The sequence below is a fragment of the Streptomyces sp. NRRL B-3229 genome, assembly GCF_000719505.1.
Lineage (GTDB): Bacteria > Actinomycetota > Actinomycetes > Streptomycetales > Streptomycetaceae > Streptomyces > Streptomyces griseorubiginosus.
In genome coordinates, this window is sequence record NZ_JOGP01000022.1 from 85,404 (window position 1) to 110,403 (window position 25,000).

The 25,000-nt window shown below is 72.1% G+C and carries 15 protein-coding genes; 11 read left to right on the forward strand and 4 right to left on the reverse strand.

Annotation, left to right across the window (positions count from 1 at the left end; all coding sequences use genetic code 11):
- Position 1: 1 nt before the first annotated feature.
- Both IF54_RS0130610 and IF54_RS0130615 read left to right on the forward strand, forming a co-directional pair.
- Positions 2-1,111, forward strand: coding sequence for a nitronate monooxygenase (locus IF54_RS0130610; RefSeq protein WP_030324630.1), 1,110 nt, complete (start codon positions 2-4; stop codon positions 1,109-1,111).
- Positions 1,108-2,661: an acyl-CoA synthetase gene (locus IF54_RS0130615; protein WP_030324632.1), complete on the forward strand. Its 1,554-nt coding sequence runs from the start codon at positions 1,108-1,110 to the stop codon at positions 2,659-2,661. The genes IF54_RS0130610 and IF54_RS0130615 overlap by 4 nt, the downstream gene beginning before the upstream one ends.
- Before the next feature lie 11 nt (positions 2,662-2,672).
- Here the strand turns inward: IF54_RS0130615 and IF54_RS0130620 are convergent, their stop codons facing one another.
- The gene (locus IF54_RS0130620) at positions 2,673-5,156 is read right to left on the reverse strand and encodes a penicillin acylase family protein (protein ID WP_030324635.1); all 2,484 of its coding nucleotides are present in this window, start codon (positions 5,154-5,156) and stop codon (positions 2,673-2,675) included.
- 63 nt (positions 5,157-5,219) lie between these two features.
- Here IF54_RS0130620 and IF54_RS0130625 point away from each other — a divergent pair, with 63 nt between their 5' ends.
- Positions 5,220-6,716: an acyl-CoA synthetase gene (locus tag IF54_RS0130625; RefSeq protein ID WP_030324638.1), complete on the forward strand. Its 1,497-nt coding sequence runs from the start codon at positions 5,220-5,222 to the stop codon at positions 6,714-6,716.
- A 76-nt stretch (positions 6,717-6,792) separates the two neighbouring features.
- On the opposite strand, the gene IF54_RS0130630 is transcribed toward IF54_RS0130625, so the two are convergent.
- Positions 6,793-8,718 (reverse strand): sulfatase, encoded by a 1,926-nt coding sequence (locus tag IF54_RS0130630; protein WP_420790678.1) that lies wholly within the window; start codon positions 8,716-8,718, stop codon positions 6,793-6,795.
- A 158-nt stretch (positions 8,719-8,876) separates the two neighbouring features.
- On the reverse strand, positions 8,877-10,493 hold the full coding sequence (locus tag IF54_RS0130635) for an acyl-CoA synthetase (RefSeq protein WP_030324643.1): 1,617 nt from the start codon (positions 10,491-10,493) through the stop codon (positions 8,877-8,879).
- Between the two features lie 176 nt (positions 10,494-10,669).
- Between IF54_RS0130635 and IF54_RS0130640 the strand changes: the two genes are divergently transcribed.
- The 8 genes from IF54_RS0130640 to IF54_RS0130680 all read left to right on the forward strand — a co-directional run bounded on the left by IF54_RS0130640 (position 10,670) and on the right by IF54_RS0130680 (position 22,945).
- On the forward strand, positions 10,670-11,470 hold the full coding sequence (locus tag IF54_RS0130640) for a crotonase/enoyl-CoA hydratase family protein (protein WP_030324646.1): 801 nt from the start codon (positions 10,670-10,672) through the stop codon (positions 11,468-11,470).
- A gap of 12 nt (positions 11,471-11,482) precedes the next feature.
- Complete coding sequence (locus IF54_RS0130645; protein ID WP_030324648.1) at positions 11,483-12,427, forward strand: Zn-ribbon domain-containing OB-fold protein; 945 nt, start codon at positions 11,483-11,485, stop codon at positions 12,425-12,427.
- Complete coding sequence (locus tag IF54_RS0130650) at positions 12,424-13,467, forward strand: thiolase domain-containing protein (protein WP_030324650.1); 1,044 nt, start codon at positions 12,424-12,426, stop codon at positions 13,465-13,467. The genes IF54_RS0130645 and IF54_RS0130650 overlap by 4 nt, the downstream gene beginning before the upstream one ends.
- Entirely contained in the window at positions 13,464-14,630 is a 1,167-nt protein-coding gene (locus IF54_RS0130655; RefSeq protein ID WP_030324652.1) for a thiolase domain-containing protein, read from the forward strand. Before IF54_RS0130650 ends, IF54_RS0130655 begins: the two co-directional genes overlap by 4 nt.
- Positions 14,631-14,725: 95 nt before the next feature.
- Entirely contained in the window at positions 14,726-14,968 is a 243-nt protein-coding gene (locus IF54_RS0130660; RefSeq protein WP_030324655.1) for a DUF397 domain-containing protein, read from the forward strand.
- Positions 14,969-15,352: 384 nt separating this feature from the next.
- The gene (locus IF54_RS0130670) at positions 15,353-18,235 is read left to right on the forward strand and encodes a helix-turn-helix transcriptional regulator (protein WP_030324658.1); all 2,883 of its coding nucleotides are present in this window, start codon (positions 15,353-15,355) and stop codon (positions 18,233-18,235) included.
- 101 nt (positions 18,236-18,336) lie between these two features.
- Positions 18,337-18,831, forward strand: coding sequence for a hypothetical protein (locus IF54_RS0130675; protein WP_030324661.1), 495 nt, complete (start codon positions 18,337-18,339; stop codon positions 18,829-18,831).
- Positions 18,832-19,171: 340 nt separating this feature from the next.
- The gene (locus IF54_RS0130680) at positions 19,172-22,945 is read left to right on the forward strand and encodes a hypothetical protein (protein WP_030324665.1); all 3,774 of its coding nucleotides are present in this window, start codon (positions 19,172-19,174) and stop codon (positions 22,943-22,945) included.
- Here IF54_RS0130680 and IF54_RS0130685 read toward each other — a convergent pair.
- Positions 22,942-24,897, reverse strand: coding sequence for an N-acetylmuramoyl-L-alanine amidase (locus IF54_RS0130685; protein WP_030324667.1), 1,956 nt, complete (start codon positions 24,895-24,897; stop codon positions 22,942-22,944). The two genes, IF54_RS0130680 and IF54_RS0130685, sit on opposite strands and share 4 nt — an antisense overlap.
- Positions 24,898-25,000 lie beyond the last annotated feature (103 nt).

A 25,000-nucleotide genomic window follows, 5' to 3' on the forward strand; every position in this document is an offset into this window, starting at 1 on the left:
CATGCAGACGGAGCTGAGCAAGACACTGGGAGTCGAGCACGCCGTCTTCGGCTTCACGCCGTTCCCCGCCGTCGCCGCGGCCATCAGCCGGGCCGGCGGCTTCGGGGTGCTCGGCGCGGTCCGCTACACGGCACCCGACGAACTCAAACGCGACCTCGACTGGATCGAGGCCCACGTCGACGGCAAGCCCTACGGCCTGGACGTCGTCATGCCCGCCAAGAAGGTCGAGGGCGTGACCGAGGCCGACGTCGAGGCGATGATCCCCGAGGGCCACCGGCAGTTCGTCAGGGACACCCTCGCCAGGTACGGCGTCCCCGAACTCGCCGAGGGCGAGGTGTCCGGGTGGCGCATCACGGGCTGGATGGAGCAGGTCGCCCGCAATCAGCTGGACGTGGCCTTCGACTACCCGATCCGGTTGCTGGCCAACGCCCTGGGCTCCCCGCCCGCCGACGTGGTGGCCCGCGCCCACGAGCGGAACGTCCTGGTCGCCGCCCTCGCGGGCAGCGCCCGGCACGCCCTCAAGCACAAGGAGGGCGGCATCGACATCGTGGTCGCGCAGGGCTACGAGGCCGGCGGCCACACCGGGGACATCGCCTCCATGGTGCTCACCCCCGAGGTCGTCGACGCCGTGGCCCCACTGCCCGTGCTCGCGGCCGGCGGCATCGGCAGCGGACAACAGGTGGCCGCCGCACTGGCCCTGGGAGCCCAGGGTGTGTGGCTGGGCTCCCTGTGGCTGACCACCACAGAGGCCGAACTGCCCTCACCCAAGCTGATCGAGAAGCTCCTCGCGGCCGGCTCGGGCGACACCGTCCGCTCCCGCGCCCTGACCGGGAAACCCGCACGTCAGCTCCGTACGGAATGGACCGACGCCTGGGACTCCGCCGACGGACCCGGCACCCTCCCCATGCCCCTCCAGGGGCTGCTGGTCGCGGACGCCGTCTCACGGATCCAGAAGTACGAGGTCGAGCCCCTGCTCGGGACGCCCGTCGGGCAGATCGTGGGCCGGATGACCAGCGAACGCAGTGTCCAGGCCGTCTTCGACGACCTCACCCGCGGCTTCGAGGAAGCCGTCGATCGCATCAACCGCATCGCCGGAAGGAGCGGCCAGTGACGAGCACACCCCCCGCGGGCTTCTGGGCCCAGGCCGCCCAGGATCCCCGGCGCACGGTCCTCATCGCCCCCGACGGTTGGTCCTGGACCGCGGGCCGTCTGCACGCCGCCGCCAACCAGTTCGTGCACGGCCTGCGCGCCGCCGGGCTCGAACGCGGCGACGCCTTCGCCGTGGTCCTGCCCAACAGCGCGGAGTTCTTCACCGCCCATCTCGCCGCCAGCCAGGCCGGCTTCTACCTGGTGCCGATCAACCACCACTTCGTCGCCCCCGAGATCGCCTGGATCGTCGCCGACTCGGGCGCCAAGGTGCTCCTCGCCCACGAGCGCTTCGCCGACGCGGCACGGCACGCGGCCGACGAGGCGGGCCTTCCGGCGACCCACCGGTACGCCGTCGGCGAGGTCGAGGGCTTCCGGCCGTACGCCGAACTCCTCGCCGGGCAGCCGGAGTCGCCGCCCGCAGACCGCGAGCTCGGCTGGGTCATGAACTACACCTCGGGCACGACGGGCCGCCCCCGAGGCATCCGCAGGCCCCTGCCCGGCAAGACCCCGGAAGAGGCGTACCTGGGCGGCTTCCTCGGCATCTTCGGCATCCGGCCCTTCGACGACAACGTCCACCTCGTCTGCTCACCGCTCTACCACACGGCCGTCCTCCAGTTCGCGGCCGCGTCCCTGCACATCGGCCACCCGCTGGTGCTGATGGACAAGTGGACCCCGGAGGAGATGCTCCGGCTGATCGACGCCCACCGGTGCACTCACACCCACATGGTCCCGACCCAGTTCCACCGCCTGCTCGCCCTCCCCGCCGAGGTCCGGGCGCGCTACGACGTGTCGTCCATGCGGCACGCCATCCATGGTGCCGCCCCCTGCCCCGACCACGTGAAACGGGCGATGCTCGACTGGTGGGGGCCCTGCGTGGAGGAGTACTACGCGGCCAGCGAGGGCGGTGGAGCCTTCGCAACTGCCGAGGACTGGCTGAAGAAGCCCGGGACGGTCGGCAAGGCCTGGCCCATCAGCGAACTCGCGATCTTCGACGACGACGGCAACCGGCTGCCGCCCGGTGAACTCGGCACCGTGTACCTGAAGATGAACACCGGCGGCTTCGCCTACCACAAGGACGAGGCCAAGACGCGGAAGAACCGCATCGGCGACTTCTTCACCGTCGGCGACCTGGGCTACCTCGATGAGGACGGCTACCTCTTCCTCCGCGACCGCAAGATCGACATGATCATCTCCGGCGGGGTCAACATCTACCCCGCCGAGATCGAGTCCGTGCTCCTTCAGCACCCCGCCGTCGCCGACGCCGCCGCCTTCGGCATCCCGCACGACGACTGGGGCGAGGAGGTCAAGGCCGTGGTGGAACCGGCCCCGGGGCACACCCCCGGGCCGGACCTGGCCGCCGACCTCCTCGCCCACTGCGCCGAACGGCTCGCGGGCTACAAGTGCCCGAAGAGCGTCGACTTCATCACCGAGATGCCCCGCGACCCCAACGGCAAGCTGTACAAACGACGCCTGCGGGACCCGTACTGGGAGGGGCGCTCCCGGCCGGTGTGAGCCTCAGGGCCTCAGGAGCGGACCCGGACGACCCGCAGCGCCGGCGACGACAGGATGTCCTTCTCGCAGAACCGGGACGTCACCCAGCGCTCCGCCGAGAACAGCCGTGTCTGATCGCTGAAGTGCGGCGAGTCCGGGTTCGAGGACTGGGAGTACGTCAGCAGCGTCCGTGCCACCGGGCAGCGGCTGCCGTTCCAGCCGACCGCCTGGATGTAGCTGGACCCGGTCGTCACCTCGGTGTACCCGCCGTTCGCCGGGTCCCAGACCGGCTCGACCTTGTTCCACACGCCCAGCGACTCGGTCCCGCCCGGCACGGCGATCCGCTTCCCGTTCCGCACGACGAACTGGTGCTCGCTGAGCCGGGAGTCGAGCGGTATGCCGGCCGCCCTCAGCTCGGTGACGGTGTCCGCGAGCGCTGCCGCGAAGGCCGGAGCGTCCGTGTTGAGCGTGCTCGGCGTGCCCACCGGGTCGGCCGCCGAGAACGGCACCTTCCACAACTGGGACACCGGCAGCCTCCGCCACAGCCGGTCGAAGAGGAGCGCGCCCCGGCTGCCGGTGTCCGCGGTGCGGTCCCAGGCCGCGAGCACCCCGCAGGCCGCACCGACGTCAACGGCCTTGCCGTCACTGCCGGTTGCCGTCCCGCCCGGCAGTGCCGCACACGCCTTCGCCGCGTCCGCCGCGACGAGGTCGCCCGCGGTCACCCGGTTGGCGAACTGCTGTGCCTGGAGGTCCCGTACGGTCAACTGACCGCGCGCGGCCATCGCGGCCACGTCCCGCAACGCCCCTCGGGTACGCATCGAGCGCTGGGTGCCGATGGTGCCGAAGACCCGCTCGTACCCGGTGATCGGACGCTGCACGTTGGCCAGCCAGGCGCTGTCGTTGGAGTTCTCCGCGTACGGCGCGTCCTTGAGGACCGGCATCTTCGCGGGCCCGAAGATCCCAGGCTGTACGGCGTCCGGATCGCTGCCCAGGGCGCAGTCGCCGCGGGAGCCGTCGAGGATCGCCACCCCGGAGGCCGGGTAGGTGACCCTGCCCAGAGGAGTGGAGCAGCGCTGGGCCAGCTCGTCGGTGATCCGGGGGAGCACCTGGGACTGCGTGAACAGCGTGTGGCCCCGCGAGTCCGCGGCGATCGTGTTGACCCACGGCAGGCCCTGTGTGCGCTTCAGCGCGTCGAGCACGTCGGCCGTGCCGCGGGCCTTGCTGAAACCGAGGGCGGTGTCGGAGGCGCGCAGGTTGGTGGCGTTGGGGTCGTTCAGGGCATAGGCGGTCGTGGCCGTCCACGGGAGCGGGAGCGCGGCGCCGAGCGAGGTGACGACCGGGCCGTACCGCGTCCACCACTGGGTCCTCGTCACCGGTGCACCGTCCTTGACGGCGACGGTCACCCTGCGTTCGGTCATCCGCTCCGGCCTGCCGTCCACCAGGTACACGGTGGGGTCCGCCGGGTCCAGGGTCAGCTGGTGCAGGTTGAGCGGGACGCCGGTGGCCACGGTGTGGCTCCAGGCCACCTGGGCGTTGTGACCTATGGAGACCGTCGCCGAACCGAGCAACGAGCCGCCGGAGACGTTCAGGTCGCCCGGGATGGTCTGCTGCGACTGCCAGAAGCGGCGGCCGCCCTGCCAGGGGTAGTGCGGGTTGCCCAACAGCAGCCCGCGGCCGTTCGCCGTCGTGGACCCGCCGAACGCGACTGCGTTGGAGCCCATGTCCGCGGAGTCGGCGGCGAACAGCTCACGGGCGGCCCGGGCGGCGTCCTGGGCGTCCGGGGTGGCCCCCGACGGCGTACCGGTGGACGAGGTGCCGGCCGACGGGGTACCGGTGGCGCCGGCCGACGAGGTGCCGGTGGACGTGGTGCCGGCCGGCGGGGTGGTGGACGCGGGTGGCTGGGCGGCCGTGATGCCGTCCACGGCCCGCCCCTGGCCGCCGAGCACGGCGAGCGCGAAGTTGCGGGCGGCCACGTCCTGGACCGACACGGGACGCACCCATGCGGCACCCCGGCACGTCGGGTCCGTGATCCGGTTCTTCTCCAGCCAGGTGTTGTAGCCCGCGGCGAAGCCCCGCATCAGCTCCTTCACCTCACGGCCGGGACCGAGCGGCGCGGGCTGGGCCATCAGCTTCTCCACCGTGCCCGCCTCCCGCACCCCGCGGAAGTACAGGTCGCTGGAGAGGTTCTTCGTGGCGGACGAGAGTGCGGAGTCGGCGGCCGCGTCGGCCCCGAAGTACCGCGAGCGCTCGCCGCGTACGGTCACGAACCCGTCGGCGAGGGCACACACCTGGTCGGCGGCCTGCGCCCATCCGGTGCCGAAGCCCAGGTCTGCGTAGTTCCTGGCGAGGATGTGCGGGATGCCGTACTCGGTGTAGCGGATGGTGGCGGACAGACCGCCGTGGGACGGATGGCGCTGTTCCTGGTACTGGTCCTGCGCGGCTGCGGCCGGCAGTGTGCCGACGGCGGCGAACAGGGCCACGGCCGCGACGACCGTGCGTCTGGGGCGGGTGCGCATCGTGCCTCCCAACGTCATTGAGGGAAGGAGCGGTTGAGCGTACCAACCGGTAGGTTGTCCCGTATGACGCCTGGACAGGGAAGTACGGTTGACGGGGTGCTGCGGCGCAGCGCCAGGCGCACCCCGGCGCGCGTCGCGGTGGAGTACGGCGAGCGCTCGTGGACCTACGAGGAACTCGACGACGCGGTCTCGCGCGCGGCGAGTGTCCTGCTGGGTGAGGGCCTCTCGCGCGGCGACCGGGTCGGCGCCTACGGCCACAACTCCGACGCCTATCTCATCGCCTTCCTGGCCTGCGCCCGGGCCGGGCTGGTGCATGTGCCGGTCAACCAGAACCTCACCGGGGACGATCTCGCGTACCTGCTCGGCCAGTCGGGCAGCACGCTCGTCCTGGCCGATCCCGACCTCATGGACAGGCTCCCGACCGGAGTGCGCACCCTGCCGCTGCGGGACGCCGAGAGCTCCCTGCTCGCACGCCTCGACGCGAGCGCGCCGTACGACGGGCCCGAACCCCGCAGCGAGGACCTCGTCCAGCTGCTGTACACCTCCGGGACGACGGCCCTGCCGAAGGGCGCGATGATGACCCACCGCGCGCTGGTGCACGAGTACCTGAGCGCGATCACCGCCTGCGACCTGAGCGCGGGGGACCGGCCCGTGCACTCGCTGCCGCTGTACCACTCGGCCCAGATGCACGTCTTCCTGCTGCCGTACCTCGCGGTCGGCGCGACGAACGTCATCCTGGACGCGCCGGACGGCGACCGTCTCTTCGAGCTGATCGAACAGGGCCGCGCGGACAGTCTGTTCGCCCCGCCGACGGTGTGGATCGGCCTGGCCAACCGCCCCGACTTCGACACCCGCGACCTCAGCGGGCTGCGCAAGGCGTACTACGGCGCCTCGATCATGCCGGTGCCGGTTCTGGAACGGCTGCGGGAGCGCCTGCCGAAGCTGGCGTTCTACAACTGCTTCGGCCAGAGCGAGATCGGCCCGCTGGCGACCGTGCTGGCGCCCGACGAGCACAAGGGGCGGATGGACTCCTGTGGCCGAACGGTCCTCTTCGTCGACGCGCGGGTCGTCGACGAGGACGGCAAGGACGTGCCCGACGGCACGCCGGGGGAGATCGTCTACAAGTCGCCGCAGCTGTGCGAGGGGTACTGGGACAAGCCCGAGGAGACCGAAGCGGCCTTCCGGGACGGCTGGTTCCGCTCCGGAGACCTCGCGGTGCGGGACGCGCACGGCTACTTCACGATCGTCGACCGGGTGAAGGACGTCATCAACTCCGGTGGTGTGCTGGTCGCTTCACGCCAGGTCGAGGACGCGCTCTACACCCATGACGCCGTCGCGGAGGTCGCCGTGATCGGCCTGCCCGACGAGCGCTGGATCGAGGCCGTCACGGCGGTCGTCGTCCCGCGCGGCGAGGTCACCGAGGCCGAACTCCTCACCCACGCCCGCGAGAAGCTGTCCCACTTCAAGGCACCCAAGCGGGTCCTCTTCGTGGACGAGCTCCCGCGGAACGCGAGCGGGAAGATCCTCAAGCGGGAGCTGCGGGACCGGTTCGCGGGCTGACGGAGGGCTGTCGGGAGGCCCTTGGGGAGGACGCACGTCCTTCCGCGACGCGCTCGCCGTCATTTCCCGCTCGCCATCACTTCGCGAACGCCGTCATGAAGCGGTCCCGGAACTTGTCCATGGCCCAGACCGGGGCGTTGTCCGCGGGCTTGAGGCCGTCGGTCCAGTGCCAGTCGGCCACCCGGTCCAGGATCTTCGGGTCCTTGGCGACGATCGTGATCGGCACGTCCCAGTTGGTGGAGCCCTTGGTGACGGTCGGCACGGGCTGGTGGTCGCCGAGGAAGACGAGGACCGTCCGCTCGTCGCCGTAACGCTGCATCCACTGGGTCAGGCTGTCCACGGAGTACTGGATGGCCTTGCGGTACTCGGTGCGCACCCGCTCCTGGCTCTTCCAGACCTCGGTCGGGTTGGTGCCCTCCTTCTTGATCTGCTCGAAGATCGTCCCGTCGCCGAGGTCGTTCCAGTCGATGGTGTGGGCGATCGGCGACCAGGGGTTGTGGCTGGAGGCCAGGATGATCTCCGCCATGATCGGGTCCCGGTTCTTCTTGCCGTGCTCCAGCTTCTGGAAGGCCTCCAGGCTGAACTGGTCCGGCACCGGCGTCCAGCTGAAGTAGGGGCCCTTGTAGCCGAGGTGCTTGGAGTCGTAGATGTGGTCGAGGCCGAAGTACTTGCCCTCGGGCCAGGACTTGCGCACACCCGGCACGATGCCCACCGTGCGCCAGTCACCGGTCTTCTGGAAGTAGCTGGTGAGGGTCGCCCGCTTGCTGGAGGTGAGGTTCAGGTACCGCTGCTGGTTCTTGACCCACAGGCCGGACAGGAACGTCGAGTGCGCCATCCAGCTGCCGGCGCCCGTCACGGGGGACCTCAGCCAGCCGCTGCGGGACGCGAACCCGGCCGACTTGAGCGTCTCGTCGCCCTTCTTCAGCGTCGCGTCCATCTCCGGTGCCATCGCCGGGTCGTCGATGGCCACCCGGCCGTAGCTCTCGATGAAGGTGAACATGACGTCCTTGCCGCGCAGCCCGTTCAGCAGCTGGTCGGGAGGAGTGGCCGCGAAGGCGTCGACCGCGGACTCCTTCTCGAAGACCTTGGCGTCCCCCAGCCCGTTGCGCAGGTGCTGGACCCGGTTGGCGAGGAACTCGGTGTTGCCCTTCGTGGCGAAGGTGACCCCGCCGAACTGCACGCCGACCATGAAGCAGGTCACCCACACCGTCGCCAGGACGAGCGTGGTGCGCACGGCCACGGGGCGGTGCCGGGACATGACGTTCGACAGCCGTATCACCGCGAGCGTGCACAGCGCGAGCACCGCGATCATCAGGACGATCACCCCGATGATCGCGAGCACCTCGCCGGTGCGGCCGAACGACTCCCTCAGCCAGTCCGTCGCGTTCCCCAGCATGATCCAGTCGAAGACCAGGTCGAACGGCCGGGCCAGGGTCTGGTAGAAGCCCATGTCCATGAACTTCAGGAGGCTGAACAGGCCGAGGAACACCCCGGAGCAGACCGCCGCGATCCGGCGCGCCTTCGGCGGCAGCACGAGCAGCACGGCCGCGAGGACGATCGCCTCCACGGGCAGCCTGAAGAAGGACCGGACGTTCATGTGGTCGAGCCGGTTGGGGAACAGCAGCACGAGCAGGACCAGCAGCCCGGCCAGCACGCTCGTCCCGACGGACACCCCGCGTGCCGTACGGGGGTAGCGGCGGCGCCAGCCGAACCAGCCGGGGCGTGGGGAGTCGCGTACGTCCGTGGAGAGGGGGGAGTCGGTCACGTCCGGGGCGGGGGGCTCGGCCGGGTCCGGTGCCGACGCCGTGTCCCCGGCAGGGGCCTCAGCCGCGTCCTGCGCCGACGCAGTCACCCCGGCAGGGGCCTCGGCCGCATCCTGCGCCGACGCAGTCCCCTCACCTGTCCCTTCCGTCACTTCTTCCCCCGTCGCACCCCCGCTGTCCGCGTCCGCCTCGCCCCCAGCGGTGCCCGGCAGTTGGCGAGAGCGAGTGAAGAGTGACACCCGGTGGTCCTTCCGTGCGGTCTTGCTGTGACGTGCGGTCCTGCCGCGACGGCATGACGAACAGGGCCCGGTGACCGAGCCTGCCACCATCAGTACGGTCGCACGTCACGTTCCGTTCAATCGCACGCGGGGTCGGGATCACGCCCGGGATCAGGCCCTCACCCGTCGGCCGCCACCGCCACCTTCTGCGCCCACCGGTAGTCCGCCTTGCCGCTCGGGGAGCGGTGGATGGCGTCCGCTATCACCAGCTGACGCGGCACCTTGTAGCCCGCGAGCCGGGTACGGCAGTGCGTCTGGAGCTCGTCCAGGGACATCCCGCCCGCGCCCTCGCGCAGTTGCACCACGGCGGCCACATGGTGTCCCCACTTCACGTCCGGCACCCCGGCCACCAGCGCGTCGTAGACGTCCGGATGGGCCTTGAGCGCCTGCTCGACCTCCTCGGGGTACACCTTCTCGCCGCCCGTGTTGATGCACTGCGAGCCCCGCCCGAGGACGGTGACCACACCCTCCTCGTCGACGGTGGCCATGTCGCCGAGCAGCACCCAGCGCTCACCGTCCTTCTCGAAGAAGGTCTCGGCCGTCTTCCGCGGGTCGTTGTAGTAGCCGAGCGGCACATGGCCGCACTGCGCGACCCGCCCCACCTCGCTGACGGCCACGGGTTCACGGGTCGCGGGGTCGACCACCTGGGTACGGGCGTTGACCCGGACGCGGAAGCCGCGCTCGGGACCCGAGTCCTCGGTGGCCGTGCCGTTGAAGCCGGACTCGGAGGAGCCGAAGTTGTTGAGCAGCATGGCGTTCGGCACGAGCGCCCGGAACTGCCGGCTCACGGTGTCCGACATGATCGCGCCCGACGAGGACACGCTGAACAGGGACGACATGTCGGTGCCCTTCATGGGCCCTTCCAGCGCGTCGATGAGGGGCCGCAGCATCGCGTCGCCCACCAGCGACATGGCGCTGACCTTCTCCGCCGCGACGGTCCTGAGCACCTCCTCGGGCACGAACTTGCGGTGCAGCACGACCCGTTGGCCGAAGTTGAAGCCGATGAGCGTGGTCAGGGTGGAGGTTCCGTGCATCAGCGGGGGAGTCGGGAAGAAGGTGATGCCGGCTCCGCCCGCGGCGACCCGCTCGGCGAGCTCCTCGGGCCGCCCGACCGGCTCCCCGGTGGGTGCGCCGCCGCCCAACCCCGAGAAGAACAGGTCCTCGTGACGCCACATCACCCCCTTGGGCATCCCGGTCGTGCCCCCGGTGTAGATGATGAACTGGTCGTCGGCCGAGCGCGCGGGAAAGCCGCGCTCCGGTGATCCTGCGGTCTCGGCCTCGGCGAAGGGCATCGCGGACAGCCCGCCCTGGTCCGTGGCCGTACCGACCCGCACCAGGTGCCGCAGGCCCTCGGCATGGGGCTGCGCGGCCGCCACCCGGTCCGTGAACTCCGCGTCGAAGACCAGCCCCACCAGATCCGCGTCCCGGTAGAGGTAGACCAACTCCTCCTCGACGTAACGGTAGTTGACGTTGACCGGGACGATCCGAGCCTTCAGGCAGCCCAGCAGCGTCTGCACGTACTCCACCCCGTTGTACAGGTGCAGCCCCACATGCTCGCCCGCCCGTATCCCGCTGTCCAGCAGATGATGACCGATGCGGTTGGCCGCGGCGTCCAGCTCCGCGTACGTCAACCGGCGCTCCGTGCCCGTACCGGGAATGTCGAGGTACGCCAGCGCCTCACGGTCCGGCACCACGTCGACGACCGACTCGAACAGGTCGGCAAGGTTGTACTCCACCGCTCCTCCTGACCCCACACGGCCTGGTTCTGTGACGGTTCGCCGGTCATCAGAGCAAAGGGCGGCGTGACTGTGAAGAGTTCGCGCGAAGAAATCTGACTGTCTGTCAGAAAACCCTTGAAGTGCGTCGGCGGCTCCTGCAACCTGTTCTCGTTCTGGCAGAGGGGAGACGGGCGATGGCTGGGACGGAACACCTCGACATCCGCCGCGAGGGCGCCACGCTGGTGCTCACGCTCAACAGGCCGGAGGCGAAGAACGCGCTCTCGTTGCCGATGCTCGTGGGCCTCCACGACGGCTGGGTGGAGGCCGACGCCGACGACTCGATCCGGTCGATCGTGTTCACCGGCGCGGGCGGCACGTTCTGTGCCGGCATGGACCTCAAGGCGCTGGCCGGCAAGGGCATCGAGGGCGAGCACTACCGGGAGCGGCTCGACGCCGATCCCGACCTGCACTGGAAGGCCATGCTGCGCCACCACCGCCCCCGCAAGCCGGTGATCGCGGCCGTCGAGGGCCACTGCGTCGCAGGCGGCACCGAGATGCTCCAGGGCACCGACATCCGGGTCGCCGGCGAGTCCGCGACCTTCGGCCTTTTCGAGGTCAGGCGCGGCCTGTTCCCGATCGGCGGCTCCACGGTCCGGCTGCAACGCCAGATCCCGCGCACCCACGCGCTGGAGATGCTGCTCACCGGCCGCCCGTACACCGCGCGGGAGGCCGCCGACATCGGCCTGATCGGACACGTGGTCCCGGACGGCACCGCGCTCGACAAGGCGCTGGAGATCGCCGAACTGGTCAACGCCTGCGGCCCGTTGGCGGTGGAGGCGGTGAAGGCATCGGTCTACGAGACGGCCGAGCTGACGGAGAGCGAGGGCCTGGCCGCCGAACTCAAGCGGGGCTGGCCGATCTTCGACACCGCCGACGCGAAGGAAGGCGCCCGTGCCTTCGCCGAGAAGCGACCGCCCGACTACCAACGCCACTGAAGGAGCCCGGGCATGCCCGAAGTCCTCAAAGCCCCCCTCGTCGTCGAGTTCCCCTTCACCCGCTCCCTCGGCCCGGTCCAGAGCGCCTTCCTGACCGCCCTGCGCGAACGGGTCGTCCTCGGCGTGAAGACACGGGACGGCCGCACCCTGGTCCCCCCGGTCGAGTACGACCCCGTCACCGCCGACGAACTCAGCGACCTCGTCCACGTCGGTCTCACCGGCACGGTCACCACCTGGGCCTGGAACCCCGCCCCGCGCCGGGGGCAGCCCCTGGACACCCCCTTCGCCTGGGTCCTGGTCAGGCTCGACAACGCCGACACCGCCCTGCTGCACGCCCTCGACGCCCCCGGCCCCGAGGCCGTGCACACCGGCATGCGGGTCCGCATCCGCTGGGCCGAGGAACGCGTCGGCGCCATCACCGACATCGCCTGCTTCGAGCCGGACCACACGGACGCCGCCGAAGTCACCGTCCATGTGGGCGAATTCGACGACCCGGTCACCGGCATCGTCGCCGAGGCCCGGCTCGACTACACCTACTCACCGGGCCGCGCCCAGACCGCCTACATCAAGGCCCTGGAATCCGAACGGCGGGCCGTCGGCGAGCGCTGCCCCTCCTGCCGCAAGGTCTACGTGCCCCCGAGGGGCGCCTGCCCCACCTGCGGGGTCGCCACCTCGGAACAGGTCGAGGTGGGTCCCGCCGGCACGGTCACCACCTTCTGCATCGTCAACATCAAGGCGAAGAACCTCGACATCGAAGTGCCGTACGTCTACGCCCACATCGCCCTCGACGGCGCCGACCTCGCCCTGCACGGCCGGATCGGCGGGATCCCCTACGACCAGGTGCGCATGGGCCTGAGGGTCGAGCCGGTGTGGACCGAGGACGGCCGCTATCCCGACCACTACCGGCCGACCGGCGAACCCGACGCGGAGTACGACACCTACAAGGAGCTGCTGTGAGCCGGGACATCGCGGTCGTCGCCTTCGCCCAGTCCGACACCCTGCGCTCCACCGCGGAACTGTCCGAGGTGGAGATGCTCATGCCGGTCCTGCACGAGGTCCTCGACCGGACCGGCCTGAAGACAGCCGACATCGGCTTCACCTGCTCCGGGTCCTGCGACTACCTCGCCGGCCGCGCCTTCTCCTTCACCCTGGCCCTCGACGGCGTGGGCGCCTGGCCGCCCATCTCCGAGTCGCACGTCGAGACCGACGGGGCGTGGGCCCTGTACGAGGCATGGACCAAGCTGGTGTCCGGGGACGCCGACACCGCGCTGGTGTACTCCTACGGCAAGTCCTCGCCCGGCTCCCTGCGTGATGTGCTCACCCGGCAGCTCGACCCCTACTACGTCGCCCCCCTGTGGCCCGACTCCGTCGCCCTCGCCGCCCTCCAGGCCCAGGCGCTGATCGACGCGGGCGACACGGACGAGCGCGAACTCGCCGCGATCGGCGCCCGCAGCCGCAGCACCGACAACCCGCACGCACAGCTCAGAGGACCGGTGCCGCAAGGGGACTACCTCGTACAGCCGCTGCGCACCGGCGACTGCCCGCCCATCGGCGACGGAGCCGCCGCCGTCGTCCTCGCGGCGGGCGAGCGGGCCCGGGAGCTGTGCGAGCGCCCCGCGTGGATCCGCGGCATCGACCACCGCATCGAGGCCCACTCCCTCGGCGTCCGCGACCTCACCGACTCGCCCTCGACCCGGCTGGCCGCCGAGAAGGCCGGTGTCTTCGAACGGCCCGTCGACACCGCCGAGTTGCACGCCCCGTTCACCTCGCAGGAGGTCGTCCTGCGCAAGGCGCTCAGGCTCGGTGACGGTGTGACGATCAACCCGTCCGGCGGGGCCCTCGCCGCCAACCCCATGATGGCCGCCGGCCTCGCCCGCATCGGCGAGGCCGCCGCCCGGATCCACCGGGGCGAGTCCGACCGTGCCCTCGCCCACGCCACCTCCGGGCCCTGTCTCCAGCAGAACCTGGTCGCCGTACTCGAAGGGGATCCGCGATGAGCAAGGAGCCCGTGGCCGTCGTAGGCATCGGCCAGACCAAGCACGTCGCCGCGCGCCGGGACGTGTCGATCGCCGGGCTCGTCCGGGAGGCTGCCGTCCGGGCCCTGGAGGACGCCGAGCTGACCTGGGCCGACATCGACGCCGTAGTGATCGGCAAGGCGCCCGACTTCTTCGAGGGCGTCATGATGCCGGAGCTGTACCTGGCCGACGCGCTCGGCGCGGTGGGCAAACCCATGCTGCGGGTGCACACGGCGGGCAGCGTCGGCGGCTCCACCGCCCTCGTCGCCGCGAACCTGGTCGCGGCCCGCGTGCACGGCACCGTGCTCACCCTGGCCTTCGAGAAGCAGTCCGAGTCCAACGCCATGTGGGGCCTGTCCCTGCCGATCCCCTTCCAGCAGCCCCTGCTGGCCGGGGCGGGCGGCTTCTTCGCACCCCACGTGCGCGCGTACATGCGGCGCACCGGGGCCCCCGACACGGTCGGCTCGCTGGTGGCGTACAAGGACCGCCGCAACGCCCTCAAGAACCCGTACGCACACTTGCACGAACACGACATCACCCTGGAGAAGGTCCAGGCCTCGCCCATGCTCTGGGACCCGATCCGCTACTCCGAGACGTGTCCCTCCTCCGACGGCGCCTGTGCGATGGTGCTCACCGACCGGGCGGGTGCGGCCCGCGCGCCCCGGCCCCCGGCCTGGATGCTGGGCGGCGCGATGCGCAGCGAGCCGACCCTGTTCGCCGGCAAGGACGCCGTGTCGCCGCAGGCCGGCAAGGACTGCGCGGCCGACGTGTACCGGCAGGCCGGGATCACCGACCCGCGCCGGGACATCGACGCCGTCGAGATGTACGTGCCGTTCTCCTGGTACGAGCCCATGTGGCTGGAGAACCTCGGCTTCGCCGACGAAGGCGAGGGCTGGAAGCTCACCGAGGCCGGGGCGACCGAGCTGGACGGGGACCTGCCCGTCAACATGTCGGGCGGAGTGCTCTCCACCAATCCGATCGGCGCCTCCGGCATGATCCGCTTCGCGGAGGCCGCGCTCCAGGCCCGCGGACAGGCCGGGGAGCACCAGGTGGACGGCGCCCGCAGGGTGCTCGGCCACGCCTACGGCGGCGGCTCGCAGTTCTTCTCGATGTGGCTGGTGGGGTCCCAGCCCCCGGATGCGTGAAATGCCCGCGCAAAGGTCCCCCTCACGTGGCCTGTCGGCGGCCGAGGCCGATCGCTAGGCTGGCCGCGGACGAAGCGATCGGGAGGAGCACGGACGTGGCGGAGACCACCATCCAGCAGCAGCCGCTCATGGGCTGGGACAAGCCGGAGCTGGACCTGAGCAACGCCGACTGGCACTCGAGCAGCCGTGGTCTGGGGGATGTCCAGATCGCCTTCGTCGAGGGGTTCATCGCGATGCGCAACAGCCACCGGCCGGAGAGCCCCTCCCTGATCTTCACCCCGGCGGAGTGGGGCGCGTTCGTGTCAGGAGCGCGGGAGGGCGAGTTCGACCTCACGTGACCCGCGTCCACCGGGCGGCGCGAGCCTGAACGACAGCTGCGGCGGGGTCGCCGACGACCTGACCGACCCCGCCGGCACGCCGTGCCAGGAGGGCGTGACCGCAACAGGCCGATCACCGAAATCCGTGGCGAACTGCTGTTCACCACCGGCCGGTTGACCCACGCGAACGCGGTGCTCGATGCCGACGTCCGCGCCGGCTCCGCCGTAGCCGCCGGAGCACTGATCCACGGATTCACCGTTCTGTGCGAACACCTCTGCTAGCGCCGACCGGAGTGCGTCGAGTCGGGCTCGCGCGGCACTCAGGAGGCGTACGCTGAGCTGCCTGTAGGTCACGGTGTGCGCTCGCTCCCCGCGCGGGTCCAGCACCGTGACGGGGGGTGCGCCATGACGCAGCGCAGTGCGCGGAGCAGAAGGACTCTCCTGGAGCGGGAGAGCGAACTCTCCGCTGTGGACGAGGCGTTGGGAGAGCTCACCGGGCTGCGCACGGACGGGACCGAACCGCATGCACGCGCGCGCGGCGCCCTGCTCGCGGTCGCCGGCCGCCCCGGCATCGGCAAGACGACCCTCCTCGCCGAGGTCCGCCGCCGCGCCGCCGCCCGGGGCTGCACCGTCCTTGCCGCCCGCGGTGGCGACCAGGAGCAGCGGGTCGCCTTCCATGTCGCCCGGCAACTCCTCCAGCCGCAGTTCGCCGGTGCCGCCGAAGCGGATCTCCGTGCCCAGCTGGGCAGTTGGTACGACATCGTCGGACCCGCCCTCGGCCTGTGCGCCCCGACCGACGGAGCACCGCCCGATCCGCAGGGCCTGCGCGACGGACTCGACTGGGTGCTCACCCATCTCGCCGTCCTGCGGGCCCCGATGGTGCTCGTCCTCGACGACGCCCACTGGGCCGACCCCGAATCCCTGCGCTGGCTGGCCGCGTTCGCACCCCGTGCCGAAGAGCTCCCGATCCTGGTCGTCGTCGCCTACCGGCCCGATGAACTCCCCGACCACGCCGAGCCGTTCAGGGCGCTGCCCGGCCGCGCCGGGGGGCGCCCCCTCGACCTGGAGCCCCTGAGCGCCGCCGCCGTCGCCAGCCTCGTACGGGAGACGCTGGGCACCCGGGCCGACGACGCCTTCTGCCGCGAGTGCTGGGCCGTCACCGCGGGCAACCCGTTCGAGACCGTCGAGCTGACCGCCAAGGTCCACGACCGCGGGGTCACCCCGACCGAGGACGCCGCCCACCTCCTCCGCGATCTCGCGGCCGCCGTCAAGGGCAGCGGCCTGATCGCCCGCATCGAACGCCTCGGCACCTCCACGGTCCGTTTCGCCTGGGCCTGCGCGGTCCTCGGCACCGAGATCCACCCCCACCTCGCGGCCGCCGTCGCCGGACTCGGCCACGAGGAGGCCGCCGACGCGGCCGACGCGCTGCGCGGCGCCCGTATCCTCACCGGCGTCGAGTCCCTGGAGTTCGTCCACCCGCTCATCGCCACCGCCGTCTACCGGGCCATCCCGCCCGGCGTCCGCGTCGCGCTGCACGGCCAGGCCGCCTGGTGCGTGGTCGACGACGGACGGGGCGCCGCCGCGGCTGCCCGCCACCTCCTGGAGACCCACCCCGACGGCGACCCCTGGGTCGTCCAGCAGCTGCGCGCCGCCGCCGCCGAGACCCTCCGCTCCGGCGCTCCCGACGCGGCCCGCCGTTACCTCGCCCGTGCCCTGCGCGAACCCCCGGACCTCGGGGACCGCGCCGCCGTCCTGTACGAACTGGGCAGCGCCTCCCTGCTGACCGAACCGGCCACCACCGTCAACCTCCTGCGCGCCGCCCTCGAAGAGCCCATCACCGCACCGGACCTGCGCCACCGCATCGTCTACCGGCTCTCCCAGGTCCTCGCGCACAGCGACCGGCTCGCCGAGGCCTCCGACACCCTGGCCCGCGAGATCAAGGTCACCGGTGACGCCCGGGTCAAACTGCGCATGGTCGCCGAGCAGTTCATGTGGGACGCCTTCCGCGCCGACGAACCCGACCACCCCTCCCGCTCCCGCCGCATGGCCCGCCTGGCCGACCGCCTCACCGGCCGCGACCTCACCGAGCGGTACATCATCGGCCTGCGCACCTGGGACGCCGTCCTGCGCGGCGAGCCCGCCCACATCGCCCTGCACCACGCCGAACGGGCCCTCGCCGGGGGCCTCGGCTGGGCCGAGCCGGACCGCGGCTTCGAAGTGCCGGTGCTGGTCGCCCTCGCCTTCACCTACGCCGACCGCCCCGGCCGCACCGAGGAACTCTTCGCCGCCGGGATCGCCGACTTCGAACGCCAGGGCTGGCGAGGCGGCCACCTCTCCTTCGCCTACACCCTCCTCGCCTACGTCCGCTACCGCCGCGGCCGTCTCGCCGAGGCCGAGGACTTCGTGCGCGCCGGACTGCGCCTGGCTGAGCGCGTCGGTCCCGGCACCCCGGCCCAGTGGTACGCCCTGGGCGTCCTCATCGAGGTCCTGCTCGCCCGCGGCCGGGTCACCGAGGCCGCCCAGGTCGCCGACGACCACTGCTTCGGGGCGCCCTTCCCGGCCGCCGTGGTCTTCCCGGACGCCCAGACCGTGTACGGCGAACTGCTCCTGGCCCGCGGCCTCACCAAGGAGGCCGCCGTCGAACTGGCCGCCGCGGGCCGACGCCTGGAACCCCGCGGTGTGCGCAACCCCTCCTGGTGCCCGTGGCAGCTCCACCTCGCCCGCGCCGAGAGCCAGGAGGCCCCCGACCGCGCGGTCGTCACCGCTCTCGAAGCGGTGGCGCGAGCCCGCCAGTTCGGCGCCCCGTCGGCCGTCGGCCAGGCGCTGCGGCTGGCCGCCGAGGTGGTGCCCGGCTCGGCCCGCGTGAAGCTCCTGGAGGAGTCGGTCACCCACCTGGAACGCTCCCCGGCCGCGTATGAACTCGCCTGCGCGCTGGTGGCCCTGGGCACGGAGCTCCGCCGCTCCGGCCGCGCCCGGGAGGCGGCGGAGAACCTCTACCGCGGCCTGGACACCGCCGTGCAGTGCGGAGCCGACGGACTGATCGAAACCGCCCGCGAGGAACTGGCCGCCGCCGGCCTCCGCCCCCGCCGCCTGCACAGTACGGAGACGGACACCCTCACGGCCCGCGAACGCCGAGCGGCGGACCTGGCGGCGCGAGGCCACACGGACAGCGAGATCGCGAAGGAACTGAACACGGACGAGCAGGCGGCGGTCCGCCTCCTGTCAGCGGTCTGCCGCAAGCTGGGGACGGACCGTACTGGTCTACGACCGGTGAGTGATCCCACCTAGGGGCGCGGGCCGCATCACTGTGCGGCTCCGCCGCGTGAGCGCGACCAGCCCCCACTACCCGCAGTCGCCCGACAACCTGTACACCCCGTTACCATGGGCGCATGTCGTTCCTCCGCCGTCGCGCCACCCCCGCCGGTCCAGACTTCGACGTACTGGCCATGGATCCGGGCGACTGGCCCGGCAACCTCGGCGCCGGGCTGCTGCCCGCCCCCGACGGCACCTGCCAGGGCGTCTTCCTGCGCTACGACCTCTTCGGCGGCCGCGGCCCCGCGATGATCATCGGCAACCTCCCCGAGGGTTCCCCGGCGCGTGAGGTGCCCGAGGGCCAGGTCCCCTTCGAGGTGGCGCAGCTGCTGATCGCGCTGGAGAACGACGAGGAGGTGACCGTCACCGACACCGAGGACGTACCGGTGATGCAGGGCGACAACCTCCTGATCGTGCGCCGCCTCAAGCTCTCCGAGAGCCGGATCTCCTGCGTCCAGTTCGACCGCAGCGACCAGGTCCTGGTGACCATCGCCGCCTGGGACCGCCCCATCACGGACGATCTGTACGCCCTCCTCAAGCCCCTGCCGGCGGAGCTGTTCCAGCAGGGCTGAACGCCTCCTGCGCGGTGTCGCCGTGGGCTCCGGAAGGCCAGTTCCCCCGTCCCTGGCCTTCCGGAGCCGCCCGCGGGCACGGTCGGTCGTCCGGCCCCGCACGGTCACACCCGGGATCCCCCGCTCCGCCCGCCTCGGCGAAGCCCCGGGGTGCCGTGATCCAAGTCTTCGTGACCCCGGAATTGTCCGGCAGCCCCCTTTCACCACTCCAGACAATTCCCGGCCTCCAGCCACACGCCTCTGCCGCACGGGCGGAACTGCCCTGCCCCGCACCGGCGTCCGTCCCTAGCGTGCGAAGATCGGCCACCGGCCGCGCCGACGGGAACGCAGGGGGAGAGTCATGGGGCGACGCGAGCGACCGCTGGACCCGACCGAGGGCCCTGTCGCCCGATTCGCCCACGAACTGCGGAAGTTACGCCAGGAAGCCGGGGGTCCCACCTACCGGGCCATGGCGGCCCGAGCCCACTACTCCCCGGCGACCCTCGCCCAGGCCGCGGCAGGCGACCGGCTCCCCTCGCTCCAGGTCGCCCTCGCCTACGTCTCCGCCTGCGACGGCGACCCCGCCGACTGGGAGCGGCGCTGGCAGCAGGCGTCCGAGGAGGCGACCGAGGAACGGCGGGCCGCCGACGACCCGGGCCGGGCCCCCTACCTCGGCCTGGCGCGGTACGACACCGGTGACCACGAGCGGTTCTTCGGCCGCGACCGGCTGGTCGACCGGCTCGCCGGAATGGTCACCGACCACCCCGTCGTCGTCCTGGCCGGCCCCTCCGGCAGCGGCAAGTCCTCCCTGCTCCGCGCCGGTCTGATCCCGAGGACGGCCGGCCGCACGCAGGTCCTCTCCCCGGGGCCGCACCCCGCCCGGACCCATGGCGAGACCCTGGGGTCCGAGGCGTCCCTGATCGTGGTCGACCAGTTCGAGGAACTCTTCACCCTCTGCACCGACCCGGACGAGCGCACCCGCTTCCTCGACCTGCTCCTCCCCGCCGCCGGACGGCGCACCCGCGTCGTGATCGCCGTACGCGCCGACTTCTACGGCCATCTCACCCGCCACCGCCGGCTCGCCGAGGCCGCCCAGGACGCCACGCTGCTGGTCGCACCCATGGGTCCTGACGAACTGCGCGAGACCATCGTCCGGCCCGCCGCCCTCGGTGGCCTGGTCGTCGAACGCGCCCTCACGGCACGGCTGTTGGACGAGTTCGCGGACGAGCCGGGCGGGCTGCCCCTGCTGTCCCACGCCCTGCTGGAGACCTGGCGCCGACGCCACGGCCGGACACTCACCGAAGCGGCCTATGAGGCGGCCGGGGGCATCCACGGGGCCATCGCCCGCACCGCCGAGGAACTCCACGCGAGCCTCAGCCCGGCGCAGGCCGACACCGCCCGCCGTGTCCTGCTGCGCCTCGTCACCCCCGGCCAGGGCACCCCCGACACCCGGCATCCCGCCGACCGCGCCGAACTCACCGGCGCCGACTGGCCCGACACCCCCCACGTCCTCGAACAGCTCGCCCGCGCCAGGCTGATCACCGTCGACGGCGAGACCGTGGACCTCGCCCACGAGGCCGTGCTCACCGCCTGGCCCCGGCTGCGCACCTGGATCGACGAGGACCGCGAACGGCTGCGCGCCCAACGCCTGCTCACCGAGGCGGCCGGCACCTGGGCGGGAGCCGGGCGCGACCCGGACACCCTGTACCGGGGAGGGCGACTGGCCGCCGCCGAGGAGCACTTCACCGGCGACTCCGCGGAACTCACCCCGCTGGAGAGGGAGTTCCTCCGGACCGCCGTACACGCACGTCGGCGTGAGCGGTTCCGTCGCCGTGGGCGGGTCGGCGCCCTGTCCGTGCTGGTGACCCTCTGCCTGCTCGCGGGACTCGTGGCCTGGCAGCAGAACCGGGAGGGCGAGCGGCGCCGGCTGGAGGCGGAGGCCCGCCGGCTCGTCGGCGTGGCCGAGAGCCTCAGACTCTCCGACCCGGTCACCTCGATGCGGCTGGGCCTGGCGGCGTGGCGGGTGGCCGACCTGCCCGAGACCCGGTCCGCGCTACTCGCGGCGGCCGACCAGCGCGAGCAGGACGTGTTCACCGATCCGGACGGCGGCAAGCGGACCATGCGCCGGCTGAGCGCCGACGGACGCACCCTGATCAGCGTCGGCACCGACCGGGTGACCCGCTGGGACGTGAGCACCCACCGGAACCTGAGCCGGCAGCCCGGCCTCGGCGCGACGATGGAGAACGCGGGCTTTCCGCACGGCGACACCACCTGGCTCCCGGTCTTCGACGGCACCCGCGTGACCGTCCGCGACCTCGCCACCGGCCGCCAGGACCGCACCCCCCTCACGGACGCCGACGGCGGAGTGGAGATGAGTCCCAGCGGCCGCACCCTCGTGGTCTACGACCGTCTGGGCACCCGAGGCCACACCCAGCTCTGGGACCCGCGCACCCGCCGGAAACTGCTGGACATCGAAGACCCCCTACGTCCCGCGAGCGTCGACGTCAGCGACATCGGCTGGCCCCGGCTCATGGCCGTCGTGGCGGAACTCCGACAGGACAGGCGCACCTCGATCCAGACCTACCGGTCCACACCCGACGCGACGGTCAGCCCCGACGACCGCCGTCTCGCCCTGTGCGTCCCCGGTGCCCGGCTCCGACTGTGGGACGTCGGGACGCGCCGGGAGATCAGCGCCCCCTGGCTGCCCAGGACGACCGCCCGGCAGTGCCTCCAGGAACAGATCACCTTCAGTCCGGACGGGCGTGCCCTGGGCGTCGTCGGCCCCACCGGCTTCCGGGCCTGGCGGATCGACACCGGCCGCCGGATCGCCGACCTCGAGTACCCCGGTCTGAAGATCGCCCGGTTCAGCGCCGACGGAGCCTTCATGGCCGCCTCCGACGGCGAGGAGATCCTGGTCTGGAGGCTGGCCACCCCTGTCTTCCCGGTCTTCCGGCACCGGCTCGCCGGCGAGACCGTCAAGGACATCCGCCTCGACCCCGCGCGCCGGACCCTGCGCTACCTCGGCGGTCCCGAGGGCACCTGGGGCCCCAGCGTGCACACCCTCGTCCTGGGCGACGCGGTCACTCCCGACTGGACGACCACGCAGACCATCGGCATGGCCTACAGCCCGGACGGCGCACTCCTGGCCACGGCCCGCCCGGACCCCGACGGCGCCCGCATCCGCTTCCGGCTCCTCACCGCCAGGGGACGGCCCCTGACCGACCTCGGCACGGCCCCCTGCCGCGTCCCCGACCCGGCGGTGGAGCTGTACGGGTGCGCCGCCCACCTCGCCTTCGACTCCACCGGCCGCACCCTCGCCTACGGCATCGAGTCGTCGAACGCGCGGCCCGCACCGCCACGCCTCTGGCTCTACGACGTCCCGCACCGCCGAGTCTCCACGGTCCTGACCACCTCTGACCTCGGCCGGACCCCGCCGGCCCACCTCGCCTTCGGTCCCGGCGACCGTTCCCTGCTGCTGACCGACCTGCCGAGTCCCTCGGTCGGCAGCGTCCGGATCCTGGACCTGGAGCGGCGCGCGACCACCCGGACCCTGACCAGCACCGGCGGAGCGGTCGCCCTGCATCCTGACGGCGACCTCGTCGTCACCACCGGCGGGGAGGCCTACCGCCTTCCCTCGGGCACCCGGCTGCCCGCCGGACGCCTGCCCAGCGGCGGCAGTGCGCTGGCCTTCAGCCCCGACGGCACACACCTGGCGGTCGGCGACGGGTCCGGCCGGGTCGAGCTGTGGGACGGTCGCCTGCACCGGCGCCTCGGGGTGCTCGCCGACCCCGAGACCACCACCTACCAGTACGTCTCGGCGCTGGCCTTCGCCCCCGACGGCCGGACCCTCGCGGTCGCCGGCGACGAGGGCACCCTCCAGCTGTGGGACGTGGCGTCCCGGCGCCGCATCGGATCACCCCTGCCGACCCCGGGCGACACGGTCACGGCCCTGGCCTTCGGTGCGGACGGCGACAGCCTCCACGCGGTGGGCGATCACACACCGCCGCGGACCTACCTCGTCGGACCGGACCGAGCCGCCGCAACCGTGTGCCGACGTGCCGGTGGCGGCCTCACCCGCGAGGAGTGGAGCCGCCACCTGCCCGATGTGACCTACCGGCGGAGCTGTCCCGCCTAGCGCGTCAGCGAGAGCTTCACGTCCACGTCCGCCGCCCGCACGAACGCCACCCGGTGGCCGTACTGGATCTCGTAGTAGAGATCCTTGCCGACCACGACCTTGTGCGTGTCCGTCGCGAAGGTGACCGCGTAGTAGTACTCGCCGGGCACGCGGTCCCCGACCACGTACTTCTGGTCCTTCAGCACCTTGTACGGCAGTGGCGACACCGCCTGCGCGGGCACGCCGGCCGGGTACGCGGAGGCCTCGGGGTAGGCGCGGCCGTACACCGGGACGCTGTCGAGGCCCTTCTTCGGGGTGATCACGAGACCGGCGGCGTTCACCGCGGTCCGGTTGCCGGCCGGGTTCCTGAACCAGGCCTTCTGGCCCAGGTACCAGATCGCCGTCCAGTCGCCGTCCCGGCCGGCGACCGCGTACTGCTGGCCGGTCGAGACCCGTGACGACAGGTCGTTGACGTCGGTCGTCGGGGGCCGGCCGCCCCGGCCGATGTCCGTGATGAGGGCGGAGTTCTCGTCGGGGGCCGAGTAGAGCCGCACCTCGCTCGAACCGTGGGACGCGCAGGGCCGGCCGCTGGTGACACAGCCGGTGTACTGCGGCTGGTTGGTGGCGTAGTCGGGCCGGATCGTGACCAGTCCGCCCTGCTTGGGCGCGGTGGCCCGGATCGGGTGGCCCAGCAGCTCGAAGTAGTGCCGCCAGTCCCAGTAGGGGCCCGGGTCGGTGTGCATGCCCGGGATCGTCGCGGTCGTCGGCCCCGGCACGGTGTCATGGCCGAGGATGTGCTGCCGGTCCAGCGGGATGCCGTACTTCGCGGAGAGGTACTTCACCAGCCGCGCCGAGGACCGGTACATCGCCTCGGTGTACCAGGCGTCCGGATTGGCCAGGAAGCCCTCGTGCTCCAGACCGATCGACTTGGCGTTGATGTACCAGTTGCCGGCGTGCCAGGCGACGTCCTTCGCCTTCACGTGCTGGGCGATGTGACCGTCGGTCGAGCGCAGGCTGTAGTTCCACGACACATAGGTCGGGTCCTGCACCAGGTTGAGGACACCCTCCCAGGCGCCCTCCGTGTCATGGATGACGATGTACTTGATGCTCTGCGAGGCCGGCCGGTTGCCGAGGTCGTGGTTGCCGTAGTCGTTGTCGCCGAACTCCTCGTAGGGCGCCGGGATCCACTCGCAGGACACCGTCCTCGGGCACTCGGTGGCGCCCGCCTTCGGCTTCCTGAGGCCCGCACGGGCGAGCTGCGCCGTGTCCGGGACCAGGTCGGGGCGTGCGGCCAGGGCGATCTGCTGACCGGCGTCGGTGGTGCGTGCCTCGCCGGTGCGCAGGACGTCGTAGACGTCATCGGCGTACGCGGCCGCCGTCCCGCTGTCGTCCGCGCCGGAGAAACGGGCCACCGCGCCGTACCAGTCCGCGGGGTCCTCGGTCAGCGGCTCGCCCAGTTCCTTCTGGGCCGCGGCCAGCAGCGCGGCACCGCCCGCGACGTTCGCCGCGGGGTCGGTCCGCAGGTCCTCGGGGCTCAGGCCGGACAGGTCGGCCGCCTTCGGCAGCGTCTCCAGCCGGGCCGGGACCTCGCCGGCCGGCGGCACCTTCCGGTCGGGGAGCAGGGCCGCGCGGGCACTGTCGCCGCGGGCGTCCTCGGTGCCCTCGCTGTGGTGCGGTGCCGAGGCGAGTGCGGACCGGGCGTCGGTGAGGTGCATCGGTCCGTAGCCGCCGGTCACGCTGGGCGCCCCGGCGTGATCGTCCCAGCGGGACTGGAGATAGGAGACGCCGAGCAGGACGCTCTGCGGCACGTGGTACTCGGCGGCCGCCGCGGCGAAGGCCTGCTGGAGCCCGGCGGCGGAGTCCCCGGACTGCTCCGGGGCGGCGCCGAGCAGGGGCAGCAGCAGGGCGGTGCCGGCCAGGGTGCCGAAGACTCTCCGGGTGGCTCTGTGGGGGGTGGTGGCGGATCCTCGCAATGCGTCCTCCTGGGGCGATCGAGCGCGATGAGCCGAGCGGGGCCGGGCGTGCGTCAGTGCTACCGGCTCGTCGACGATCCGTCAATCATGCCCAGGGGCAGGG